Consider the following 11,373-nt stretch of genomic DNA (forward strand, 5'->3'; position numbering starts at 1 on the left):
CCGGTGGCCTGGGAGGCGCTGCCCTTCTCGCCGGTGTCCTTGGGATTGCGGGGCCCGCGCGACGTTCGCGCGCAGGACCTCCATGAGGTCGACCACGCCGGTGGCTGGGCGGCCGGCTCCGCCTTCTCCACCGTCTCGCCCGCGCCCTCGGCGTCGATGAGCGCCTTGACCTTCTCCTGGAAGGTGTCGTGGAAGTCGTCCGGGCTCCCGTCGGTGCTGAGGGCGTCGATGAGCTGGTGGGCCATCTTCACCTCGGCCGCGGTCGGCTCCGTCCTGCCCGGCAGGTCGGGGACTCCCTGGTGCGGGTCGCGGATCTCGTCCGACCGGTGCAGCGTGTCCACGGCCAGCAGCCCTTTCTCCGCCTTCAGAGCGACGAGGTACCCGCGGCCACGCATCACGAAGATGGCGACGCGCGTGGCGTACGGGCCACTCAGCAGTGTGACTGCCACCATGGCGACGGCAGCCGTATCGGCCCTCCTCCGCTGCGGTAGCAACCCCGTCCATGGAATTCATTCGTCTCCCGCAACGAAAGGCGATCGCGTCGTGTACATGATGCGCGAGGTGTTGAGAGCCGAACGAGGGAAAGCGCCGGAGATCGTGGCGGCGTTCAAGACCCTCACCGCGGTGTTTGAAGAAGCCGGATACACGAACCGGCGCATCTACGTCGACTACGCCGGCCCCATGGACACGGTCGTCTGCCAATGGGAATTCGACAGCCTCGACCAGTACTTCACCATGGAGCGAGGGTTCTTCGAGAATCCGGACGAGAACGCGTTGTCGCTGATCAACACGTTGAACAGCTACGCGACATCCGGCTACAAGGAGATCTACGAGGTCATCCAGTAGCGGATCATCGAGGCCCAGAGCTCTGTGGCCGCAGGGACCTGCGGCGCTGCCGCGACCGAGTCAGAAGCAGTTCGCACAGTTCGAGGCAGAGCTGGCCAAGGGGCCGGCCGCGTACGGCTGGGAGGAGCGACGCCGGACTCTGAGCCGTGTGAAGACGGTGATCGGCCGGCGTTTCCACCGGACCTACACGATCCAGGGCGTGCGCAAGCTCTTGGTCCGCAACGGCTGGTCCTGCCAGGTGCCAACCCGCCGCGCCAAGGAGCGCCGCAAGGTCTCCCGCGGCACCTGCGCCCGCGCCTACGGCACCGCCTGCATCCACGAGCACGCCTGCGTCCGCTGCTCCCTCCTACGCCCCGACCCCGCCCAGTGCGGCCGGCTCGTGGAGATCCGCACAACCTCCTCGACCGGATCGCCGGTGCCGAGCGCGAAGGCTGGCACGGCGAGACCGGAGGGCTCCGCGTCAGCCTCGCCGGCGCCGGATCCAAGATCGGCCACATCGACTCGGCGGCAGCCGACGGGCCGGTCCTGCTGGGGCTCCCCACGCCGCGGCCTGCCCGGCAGGGGCGATCAGGCGACGGGCAGCGTAGATGGCCAGACGGCACGACGACGCAGGTCAAGGTGTGATCAACATGGCCAGCCCGGTCTGGAGGACCGGACCGGAGCCGTCTCCTTCGGCCTGGTCTCACCTCCGGTCGCGCTGTGCACCGCGACCGACAGCCACACGATCCGCTTCCACCAGCTCCAGCGCGGCACCGCGGACCGGATCCGCAACCGGCGCGTCAACGAGCGCACCGGCGACGAAGTCGACCTCGACGACATCGCGCCGGGACCTTCGTGATGCGCGGGCGCGAGTACCTCATCGCCCTGAAGCCCGAGGACGACCTGCTGACCCTGCACAACCTGCACACCCTGCACTGGGCCGACGAGATCCGCGACCTCCACACCGAGGTCCCCGACCTGCCGGACAATGCGGAGCCGACCGCGGCCGAGGTGAAGATGGCCCACCAGCTCATCGACGCCCTCACCACCGACTGGGACCCGCAAGCCTTCCACGACACCTTCCACGACCCTTCCAGGAGAAGGTCAAGGCCCTGATCGAGGCCAAGGCCGCCGGCGAGAGCGTGGAGAAGGCCGAGCCGGCCCGCCCGGCCCACCGGTGTCGTCGACCCCGTGGAGGTCCTGCGCGCGAGCGTCGAGCGGGCCCGCAGCCCGAAGGACCCGGTGAGAAGGCCAGCGCCTCCACCACCACGGGGCGCGGGAAGAAGCCAGCCGCGAAGAAGCGCACGGGGAGCTCGGGCGCTTCTTCGCTGCGGTCGCTGACCAAGGCCGAGCCGTTGGAGAAGGCCACCAAGGCGGGCGTCAAAGGACGCTCCAGCATGACCCACGACCAGCTCGCCGAAACGGGACCGTACGCAGGCCGCTCCCGGGCCGCCTGCCCATGGGCCAGGTCAGGCGACCTTCTGGAGCTGGCGCAGCTCTGCCTGGCCGAAGAGGAGGGCGTAGCCGCCGGGGAGGTGGCGCAGGATCCGGGCGAGGAGGCCGGGGCCTGCCAGGCGTGAGACGACGGAAAGGACTGCTCCGGTGTCCCAGCGGGCGATGGCGGGGGTGGCGCCGGTGCGGGCGGCCAGGTCCTTGATGAAGCCCCAGCCGGTGAGGTGTTCGGTGTCGGGGATCTGGGCGGTCAGGACGAGGGCGGCCTCGACGGGCAGGCAGCGGGCGAGGTCGACGCGTTCGTCTCCGACGAGCTGCCGGCCGAGGGCGGCGAGAACGGTGCGGACGGCTGCCTCGGCGCGTTCGCGGGTGGGGTAGGCGCCTTCGTAGCGCACGCGTTCCAGCATCTGCTCGAACGTCATGGCGGGACGGGCCTGGTCCGGTCGAGGCTGGTCGTACATGGTGCTGCGGCTTTCTCGTGAAGGGCCCGGCGCTCGGGCGGACGGTCAGGTGGGCTGGGGGTGGCCGAAGAGGAGGTCGAAGCCGGGCGGGAGCTGGAGCAGGACCTCGCTCAGGAGGGCGTCTCCTGCTGCGGCGGCGACCGTGGACAGGACGGCGCCGACGTCCCACAGGGCTGTCTTCTCGGTGGCGCCTTCGATCCAGGCCGCGGTCGCGCGGACGAAGCGTTCGGGGGAGAGCGGTTCGGCGGCCTGCAACGGGTTGAGGAGGATCAGGGCGTAGGTCTCGGGGAGGCGGGCAGCGAGCTGGGCGCGCACGGTGCCGACCAGGTGTGCGCCCAGCAGGGCCAGGACGACGCGGGCCACCCGTGCGGCTTCCTCCCGCGTTGGGTACTCGCCGCGTTCCTGGATGTGGTCCAAGAACGCCTCCTGGCGCATCGGCATCACGTCACCTCCAAGGCGGTGGGGAGGCGTCGACGGGGGTACGGAGGACGGGTGCCGGAGGGAATCGGTCCCGTCCTCCGCGGCTGGTGTGGCCTGTTCAGCCGGAGATCTGCTTGCGGCCGGACCCACTGGCGATGGCGATCTTGCGGGGCTTGGCGCGCTCGGCGATCGGGATGCGCAGGGTCAGGACACCCGCGTCGTAGTCGGCTTCGATGTGCTCGGTGTCGAGGGTGTCGGCCAGCACGACCTGGCGGGAGAAGACACCCAGCGGCCGCTCGGAGAGCTCCATCTGCACACCGTCGGACTTGCCCGTGGGCCGGCGCTCAGCCTTGACGGTGAGCATGTTCCGCTCGACGTCGATCTCGATCGCCTCAGTGCTCACGCCGGGGAGGTCGAAGGCGATCACGTACACGTCGCCGTCGCGGTAGGCGTCCATCGGCATCACGGACGGCTTCGACCACGTGCCCGACGCGCCGGACAGCTGCTGAATGATCCGGTCCATCTCGCGGAACGGGTCAGTGCGCATCAACATCGCGAAACACCTCCAGTTGGTTCGGGCAGGAACTGCCAATGCGCTTCAACGTGCTCCCGTTGTAACATGTCATCGAAGCGATGACAAGCAAGACGTCATCTGGAGGATGACAGATCACGGAGACCCTCATGACCGAGGCCCCCCAGCCGACCCCGCCCGTCACCTTCCTCGCCGCCGCCGCGGCGCTGGAGACCATCACCCAGGCCGTCCAGGACGCCCAGCACCCCGCCGCGGGGACGCCGGCGGCCGCGCCGCAGGCCGGCCCGCACCCGGCTCTGGCCGCGCTCCTGATGCTGCGCGAGGTCCGCGAGCAACTCGCCGGCTGGGAGAGCGGCCTGATCGAAACCGCCCGCGGACAAGGAGCCAGCTGGGCCGATCTCGCCGGTCCCCTCGGAGTCGCCAGCCGCCAGGCCGCCGAACGCCGCTACCTGCGCCTGCGCCCGGGCGCGGCCGGGACCACGGGCGAGCAGCGCGTGCAGGCCACTCGCGACATGCGCGCCGCCGACCGCACCGTGACCGCCTGGGCCCGCGACAATGCGGCCGACCTGCGTCGCCTCGCCGGCCAGATCACTGCCCTCACCGGCCTGCCCGCCAGCGCCCGGAGTGCCGTCGAGGACCTGAACGCAGCCCTCGGCGACAACGACGCCGCCCGCCTCGTGCGTCCCCTGAGCGACACCCGGCCCCACCTGAGGCCCGAGGACGCCGCACTTGCCGAAGACATCGACGCCATGACCCGGCACACCAACCAGCTCCGGCAGGACACCCACGACCAGCGCAGCACGTGACCCACCCGGGACTGGAGCGGCGACGGCACGGCACCCGGTGGATCCGCCACGGCCTCCTGGGCGCTGGAGCGCGAGGACGACGCGCTGTGGAGCGGCGAACGCCACGCCGGCATGGCCGGTGCCGAGTCCCTGCGGCATCAGCTCGGAGGGATCCGCGCAGCAGGCCCGCCCGCCAGATGCTCGATGGGGACACCGCCGTCGGCATCGAGGTGCCCGAACCCGCTGTGGCGGATGTACCGTTCACCGTCCGCGCGACCGGGCCGACGGTCACCGAACGGACGCTTCCGGCCTGCCTGTCCCTCCCCTCCGCCCGGGCCGCTCGCCGACGCCAAGCCGGTGATGTTGCTGCCGGACGGCACGGGCGGGGCGGCCGCCGAACTGACGGCCTCGGAGGGGACCTGGGTCCTGCGGGCGGTGTGCTGTGAAGTCGTCACCGTAGGCGAGCCGTGAACATCTGACCGAGCCCAAAGGTGTCCGATGCACAGGTGCCACCGAAGGGCAGCATGGGCCACGGAAAGGCCCAGTGCGAACAGATCCATTCCATCCCATGAGCGCGAGACGATCCACTATGCTGAGCAACCGGCCAACTGCAGGCTGGAGTTGGCGTTCAGCGTCTGCGCCTGTGCCCAGATGCAGGTTTCCGCGGACCAGGCGGCTTGCGCGTTCGTCAACAGAAGGCGACGGTCTGTAGTTCCTCGTAGTGGAAGGCGCATGGTGATGGTGACGTTCACGGACGACCTCACGACTCATCAGATCGAGGCTGAGACGATCGCAGACTTCGAACGGCAGTTCACGGAGGTCTTCCTCGCCCCGACGGCCTGCGTGGACGCGGGAGGAGCCTGCTGGCTCGATTCCGAGTGCTGCCCGGGCATGATCTGTTCATGGTTCCGCTGCACTCAGAAATGAAGGTGCCCACCGGGGTCGTATTAACCGAACTCCGCAGTGGTGGCGTCCTGTTGGACACGGCCCGGCCCGTGGCAGCCTTCGTCAATCCAGTGGCCCTCGGCTGGCTGCGCGGCCAGCGGCCGACTGCCGAGGAGGATCTCGCGTACCGCCGGTGCGTGGACAAGTGGCGCGCTGCCGGGCTCGTCAGTCCCGACGGCAGCGCCCCTCCCATTCCCGACCCTGTACTCGCGGCCATCAGGGCGCGGGCTGACCGGATCGCGGTGCCGCATCCGGTCCTGGTAGTGGCCATGGCTACGGAATGCGGATTCTGCGCCCAGCTTTCTGCGGACCTGGCTGCGAACACATCCGTGATCTCCGGTCTGGATGCTTCCGTCCTCTTGGTGAACGGCGCGCAAGGCGACGTCTTGGGCTTGCCCCTCACCCGTCGGGTCCGGGAGCAGCTCACCGGGGTCGGCCAGCTGTTGTCACGGCTCGGCACCCCCAGCGGCGCACTCCTTACACTCGATCATCCGTCCCGGACTGTGGTGGGATATCCCGAGGTCAGCGCCGAACTGGTCCAGCTGAGTGGTGGAGACGCCACGGCCACGGTGGTCGAGGCCCCCACTACCTGTTCCCTCAAGGTTGCTGGTGAAGGTGTGGACACCCTGGTGGCGGCAACCGCCGACAACGGCCACACCGTCGGCGTAGCCGTCCGTGGCGCCGACGTGTTGGATGCGGTTCGCTCGGCGACGGGCGAGGGGCTGCGCGGTGTCTACGCTCCCGTCACTCTCACCGCGGAGCGGCCGGGCTCGCTGTTTCTGCTCTACCGGGGCGGCGAACTGCTCGCCCGAACGCGAACCTCAGCCGCGTTGCAACACACCCTTGCCGATGTACTCACCGGATACGGCACTTCCGGATACGGTGAGATGACACTCTTGTGCGCCACGGCTCTACACCGGGCAGGACACGCGGTCTTACTGCCCCGGAATTGGATGACGGATCTTGTCACGCACTCCACACGCTTGGAGCGCGCAGGTTGGCGCATCTGCCCACGGCCGTATGCCACATTGCGTCCGTCGAACGGGCAGCAGCCGCTCTTGACCGGCTCCCCCCTCGGCCCGCGCGCGGGCATCCCCGTCAGCGGCATCCTGACGCACCTGCCGCAGGCCGGAGGAGTCCTGACACGACCGCAGTTGCTCGCAGAAGTCGTCAACTGGATTCGTCGCCCTGTTCGCGCCGACGCCGTGAGTTCGCTGGCAACTGCGATCGGCGCCCTGCCAGTGCACGCTGGTACATGGCCCGAGGCCCTCTCCCACCTCCTTGCGGCGTCGCACACAGTCTGACGCTCGCACGGCCTGCGCATGACCGAGTGGGTCCACGAAAGGCAAGAGCCACCACTACGGCGCGGGCAAGGCGCAGTGCGACACCGGCAGGAATGCGGCCAAGACCGTCTGCCGGAACCGGCAATCCGGCATGGAATCGTCTTGAGCGAGCTAGTCTCCACCCGCATCCGCAGCACGCTGCCAAGCTGGGCCTGCCCCACCTGGCCGAGGCCCCGACTCAGTAGGCTCAGCGGGCCGACGAGGCCACGACGGGCTACCTCGACTTCATCGACCTCTTCCTGTCCGAAGAACTCGCAGTCCGCGACGACCGCCGCTTCCGCCAGGGCCTGCGGCTGTCGAAGCTCAGACGAGGAGTTCTCGTTGCTTGAGACGGCTGGACGGCCGTCCCCGATCCGCTCCTTGGCAGTCTGGTGCGGGGCCGGGCGTCAACGGACCCGGTGTTCCTCCATTGGTGCCCGCCGGAGTATCGCGTCGCCGACGCGCGGCAGGTGCGGGGTGTGGTTGACCAGGCGGGCCGAGTTGCCGACGACCGCGATGCTGCTGGTGTTGTGGAGGAGGGCCGCGAGGACGGGGTTCATGGAGCCGCCGGCGCCGGCTACCAGGCCGAGCAGGTTGACGCCGATGGCGAGGCCGTAGTTCTGACGTACGACGCGCAGGGTGTGGCGGCTGAGTTCGACGACGGCGGCGACCTGGCGCAGGTCGTTGCCTGCGAGGGCGATGTCGGCGGTTTCGAGGGCGACGTGGGAGGAGTGTTCGCCCATGGTGATGCCGACGTCGGCGAGGGCGAGCGCGGGTGCGTCGTTGGTGCCGTCGCCGACCATGGCGACGGTGTGGCCTTCGGTCTGGAGGTCGCGGATCAGCTGGAGTTTGGCTTCCGGCAGGGCGTGCGCGTGCACTTCGGTGATGCCCAGGGCGTCGGCGACGACCTGGGCGGTTTCCGGCGCGTCGCCCGTGAGGAGGATGAGGCGGGACACGCCGAGGCCGCGCAGCTGTTGGACGACGGTTTCGGCTCCGGCCCGTACGGCGTCGGACACGCCGAGCATGCCGATCAGGTCCTGGTCGTGGGCGAGGCAGATGACGGTTTCGCCGCCGGCCCGCAGGCGGTCGGTCCAGCCCTGGGCCTCCTCGGTCAGTCCGACGCCGTGCTGGCGCAGCAGGGCGGGGCTGCCGACGAGCAGCTGGGTGCCGTCGAGTTCCGCGCGCATGCCCATGCCGAGGACGACCTCGCACGCCTGGTGGATGGGGATGTGCAGGTGCTGTTCCTCGGTGCGGGCCACGATGGCCTGGGCGAGCGGGTGGCGGGCGTGGAGTTCGCCAGAGGCGGCCAGGCTGAGCACCTCGTCGGCCGTGACGTCCTCGCTGAGGGTGACGACGCTGGTGACCAGGGGCTTGCCGAAGGTGAGCGTGCCGGTCTTGTCGAAGACCACGGCGGTGACCCGGCCGATGCCCTCCAGGTGGGTTCCGCCCTTGATGAGGGTGCCGCGGCGGGCGCCGTTGCCGATGGCGGCGCTGATGGCGGTGGGTGTGGCCAGCCCGGCGGCGCACGGGCAGGCGATCAGCAGCATGGTCATCGCCCGGCGGGCATCCCGCGTGACCAGGTACGTCAGACCGGCCAGCGCGAAGGAGACCGGGACGAAGCGTCTGGTGAAGCGGGTGGCCACGGTTTGGATCGGGGCCCGGTCCGACTGGGCCTCCTCGACCCGGCTGATGATCCGGCCGACCGTGGTGTCCCCGCCGACGGAGTCCGCGCGGACGGTGAGCGATCCGGAGGTGACGATGGTGCCGGCGTAGACGTGGGCGCCTTCGCGGGCGTAGACGGGCAGGGCCTCGCCGGTGACGGCCGCCTGGTCCACCAGCGCCTCGCCCGAGAGCACGTGCCCGTCGACGGGGATGCGGTGGTGTTCGTACACGGCGACCACGTCGCCGGGCTCCAGGTCCTCCAGCGCCACCTCGACCTCCACTCCCTCGCGCACGAGCCAGACCCGCTCCTCGCCGATGGTGAGCAGGTCCTCGATGGCGCGGCGGGTGCGGCGCAGGGTGAGGGTCTGCAGGAATTCGCCGATGTTCAGCAGCCACAGGACGGTCAGGGCGACCACGTTCTCGCGCAGCACGAGCGAGATGACGGTGGCGGCGGTGACCAGGGTGTCCGTTCCGGGGCTGCTGCGGCCGCGCAGGGTGCGTAGGGCGCCGCGGAAGAAGGGCAGACCGGTGAAGATCGTGATGGCTCCGAGGACGCCCGAGGAGCCGAGGGTGAGCCGGGGCCGGCCGAGTAGGCGGCGCAGGGCTACGAGGGCTAGGACGGCTCCGCCGACCACCAGACGGGCGACCTCCCCGGTAGAGGAGTCGGGCAGGGAACGGGAGGGCTTGGCCGCCACCACGGCGGCTGGCGGGGCTTCCTCCAGGGCTGTGACCAGGCGGTCGACGTCCAGCTGCTCCGGTGCGACCCAGATCACGACACTGCCGGTGCGTGGGAAGATCCGCAGGGCGCGGAAGCCGCTGATCCCGGTGAGGCGGTCGTCGACGAGTCCTGCACAGCCGGGGCGGTCACGCAGCCACGGCACGGTCAGGCGCGCCCGGCCCGAGGCCACGGAGCGCACCAGCACGGTCGCCGTCATGATCAGTGCTCGTGTCCGTGATCGTGGTTCTCGACCTTGACCGCGGAGGGCGGTGGCACCTCCTCGCCGAGGGAAGAGCGGGCCTCGGCCAGCATGTCACCGGCCTTGAGGCGGGCCTCCTCGGTGGCCTCGGCCAGCCATCGGCTGGCGACGATCCCGCCTGCCAGGCCGCTGATGAGCGCCTTGCGGGCGGCAGGCTTGGCGGCCGGAAGGTTCTTGATGATCAGCGCGCCCACTACGCCGGACACCGCGTAGTGGGCCAGCTTGCCGGTAGCGGCGCTGAGGATTGCGAGGGGATGCATCAACAGCTCCTTCCGTCTGCGCCGGTCAGGCGCGACGGGACCTCCCTTCCAGTGTGACCCCGGCTGGTTCACGTGGTCGACTTGGGGCTTCGGCGCCTTCCTCAGACCCGCGTAGGGGGTCGCGGCCCGGCCGGGAGTTCGGTCCGGGTCGCCTTGGCGGCACGCCGGGAGCCGGTCAGCCGGCAGCCGAGGTGGATCAGGAACGCGAGGGTGGTGACGTAGGGGCTGAGGGACGGTGCTTCCGAGGGCGAGCAGGATCCCGCCCTTCATCGGCACCAGGGCGAAGGCGACGCTCAGCACCGGCAGCAGCACCGGGGAAGCCGTGATCCGGGCGGCGGCTGCCGCCGGCGTGACCAGGAGCGCCAGCACCAGCAGGGCACCGACGATCTGTACGCACAGGGCGACCGCCAGCCCGAGGACCAGTGGCGAAGGTCAGCGGCGGCCAGACGGCCGCGAGAGCGATCAGCACCACCGCGGACGTGCCGACGAGCCACGCCATCTGCGGGGTGTCGACGGCGATGATCTGGCCGGTGAGGATCCGGACTTGTTGGCGGCCCGTCCCTTGTAGAGGGACAGGAAGAGCACACCCAGGCCGAGCCCGAACGGCATGATGATGCCGATGACCGAGTTCCGGTCACGGGCACGCACACGGACACGGACACAAACACCCAGGATTCCGATCGCGGCCGCTGCCACCAGGGACCCCACGATGGACCCGGCTCACTGATCCCGTGCACCGCGAACGGCAGGTCGCGCATGATGACGAACACCCCGACCAGCCCGCCCACCAGGCCCAGCAGGACTCCGGCCAGCAGCGAGTTGTGGGCGAGGGCCAGCAGGTCGCCGTAGTCGGCGGAGGTGAAGATCTGCTGCCAGAGGCCGCCGTCTTCCCCGTTGGCGCAGGGCAGGCGTCCCGTCACGGCTGTTCGCCTCCGTTCACCCCGTTGGCGTGATGGTGAACGGTGGCCGCGTCGGCGTCCCGTAGAGATCCGGCAGGGCGGCGGTGGTCATCACCTCGTCCGGCGGTCCTATCCGGAACCCGCCCGGGGCCAGGTACAGCACGAAAACCACGGCGGTACCGGCGGAGCGGCGCCGCCGGTCCACCAGCGTGGTGACGATGCGCTGGTGCTGCAGGTCGAGAGAGAGCAGCGGCTCATCGCAGAGCAGGATTCGCGGGTCGCTGGCCAGCGCCTGCGCGATACGGAGCCGCTGCTGCTCGCCGCTCGACAGCCTCCCGACGGGGACGTCCCCATAGGCCGTTGCCCCGACGGACTCCAGGATCTCGTCCACTCGGCGGCGGACCGGGCCGGGCGCGAGCGGCAGCCCCCACCGATGCACCCCACCGATGCCCGTCCACCCCGAGCCGGACGAGATCCCGGGCCCGGAGCATCGTGTGGGCGGGCAGGACTTGTGCTCGGGCTGTGGCTTCCCGTAGGCCGCGCGCACGGTACGCAGCGCGTCCTCGTATGAATCGGATTCGGTCTCGATCGTGAACCTCAACGCCCACCCCGCCTTGGCACGCTCTGCCCGGAGGCTCCCCGGCAGGCACTGCCGCACCTGCGTGTTCCGGGGAGGCGGGCAAGCCCAAAGGGGACCTGGGCAAGCCGCCCCGGACGGCGGCGGGGGGCCCCCCCCCCGGGGGGGGCGCCGGGGGGGGGCCCCCCCGCCCCCCCCGCCCCCGGGCCCCCCCCCCCCCCGCCCCCGCCGGGCCCCCAAGTGGTGGGGGTGGTGA

The 11,373-nt window shown here is 70.4% G+C and carries 12 protein-coding genes and 2 pseudogenes; 7 read left to right on the forward strand and 7 right to left on the reverse strand.

Annotated features, from left to right (window positions below; all coding sequences use genetic code 11):
* Positions 1-3 precede the first annotated feature (3 nt).
* The 3 genes from ACFVGY_RS14395 (at position 4) to ACFVGY_RS14405 (ending at position 1,941) form a co-directional block, all read left to right on the forward strand.
* Positions 4-846, forward strand: coding sequence for a hypothetical protein (locus tag ACFVGY_RS14395; RefSeq protein ID WP_385676086.1), 843 nt, complete (start codon positions 4-6; stop codon positions 844-846).
* A 148-nt stretch (positions 847-994) separates the two neighbouring features.
* The gene (locus ACFVGY_RS14400) at positions 995-1,684 is read left to right on the forward strand and encodes a winged helix-turn-helix domain-containing protein (RefSeq protein ID WP_385676088.1); all 690 of its coding nucleotides are present in this window, start codon (positions 995-997) and stop codon (positions 1,682-1,684) included.
* Positions 1,684-1,941, forward strand: a complete 258-nt coding sequence (locus ACFVGY_RS14405) for a hypothetical protein (protein ID WP_385676091.1) — start codon at positions 1,684-1,686, stop codon at positions 1,939-1,941. The genes ACFVGY_RS14400 and ACFVGY_RS14405 overlap by 1 nt, the downstream gene beginning before the upstream one ends.
* 353 nt (positions 1,942-2,294) lie before the next feature.
* Here ACFVGY_RS14405 and ACFVGY_RS14410 read toward each other — a convergent pair whose 3' ends face one another.
* The 3 genes from ACFVGY_RS14410 to ACFVGY_RS14420 form a co-directional block, all read right to left on the reverse strand.
* On the reverse strand, positions 2,295-2,738 hold the full coding sequence (locus tag ACFVGY_RS14410) for a DUF2267 domain-containing protein (protein ID WP_385676094.1): 444 nt from the start codon (positions 2,736-2,738) through the stop codon (positions 2,295-2,297).
* A 45-nt stretch (positions 2,739-2,783) separates the two neighbouring features.
* Entirely contained in the window at positions 2,784-3,179 is a 396-nt protein-coding gene (locus tag ACFVGY_RS14415; protein WP_385676096.1) for a DUF2267 domain-containing protein, read from the reverse strand.
* A gap of 97 nt (positions 3,180-3,276) precedes the next feature.
* A complete protein-coding gene (locus ACFVGY_RS14420) occupies positions 3,277-3,711 on the reverse strand; it encodes an Hsp20/alpha crystallin family protein (RefSeq protein ID WP_385676099.1) in 435 nt (144 codons plus the stop codon).
* Between the two features lie 128 nt (positions 3,712-3,839).
* On the opposite strand from ACFVGY_RS14420, the gene ACFVGY_RS14425 reads away from it, so the two are divergent.
* From ACFVGY_RS14425 to ACFVGY_RS14440, 4 genes and pseudogenes are all read left to right on the forward strand, one after another.
* Complete coding sequence (locus ACFVGY_RS14425) at positions 3,840-4,496, forward strand: HSP18 transcriptional regulator (protein ID WP_385676102.1); 657 nt, start codon at positions 3,840-3,842, stop codon at positions 4,494-4,496.
* A 711-nt stretch (positions 4,497-5,207) separates the two neighbouring features.
* Positions 5,208-5,402 (forward strand): Dickkopf N-terminal cysteine-rich domain-containing protein, encoded by a 195-nt coding sequence (locus ACFVGY_RS14430; protein ID WP_385676105.1) that lies wholly within the window; start codon positions 5,208-5,210, stop codon positions 5,400-5,402.
* The gene (locus ACFVGY_RS14435; protein ID WP_385676108.1) at positions 5,378-6,724 is read left to right on the forward strand and encodes a hypothetical protein; all 1,347 of its coding nucleotides are present in this window, start codon (positions 5,378-5,380) and stop codon (positions 6,722-6,724) included. The genes ACFVGY_RS14430 and ACFVGY_RS14435 overlap by 25 nt, the downstream gene beginning before the upstream one ends.
* 141 nt (positions 6,725-6,865) lie before the next feature.
* Positions 6,866-7,068 (forward strand): annotated as a pseudogene (locus ACFVGY_RS14440) (ATP-binding protein); the annotation flags it as partial.
* A gap of 81 nt (positions 7,069-7,149) precedes the next feature.
* Here ACFVGY_RS14440 and ACFVGY_RS14445 read toward each other — a convergent pair.
* From ACFVGY_RS14445 to ACFVGY_RS14460, 4 genes and pseudogenes are all read right to left on the reverse strand, one after another.
* Positions 7,150-9,339 (reverse strand): heavy metal translocating P-type ATPase, encoded by a 2,190-nt coding sequence (locus tag ACFVGY_RS14445; protein WP_385676111.1) that lies wholly within the window; start codon positions 9,337-9,339, stop codon positions 7,150-7,152.
* A 2-nt stretch (positions 9,340-9,341) separates the two neighbouring features.
* Positions 9,342-9,641: a DUF1490 family protein gene (locus tag ACFVGY_RS14450; RefSeq protein WP_385676113.1), complete on the reverse strand. Its 300-nt coding sequence runs from the start codon at positions 9,639-9,641 to the stop codon at positions 9,342-9,344.
* A gap of 101 nt (positions 9,642-9,742) precedes the next feature.
* A pseudogene (locus tag ACFVGY_RS14455) lies at positions 9,743-10,561 on the reverse strand (metal ABC transporter permease).
* 16 nt (positions 10,562-10,577) lie between these two features.
* On the reverse strand, positions 10,578-11,141 hold the full coding sequence (locus ACFVGY_RS14460) for an ATP-binding cassette domain-containing protein (protein ID WP_385676116.1): 564 nt from the start codon (positions 11,139-11,141) through the stop codon (positions 10,578-10,580).
* Positions 11,142-11,373: the final 232 nt, after the last annotated feature.

Origin of the sequence: Streptomyces sp. NPDC127106 (assembly GCF_042677605.1) — a bacterium.
Lineage (GTDB): Bacteria > Actinomycetota > Actinomycetes > Streptomycetales > Streptomycetaceae > Streptomyces.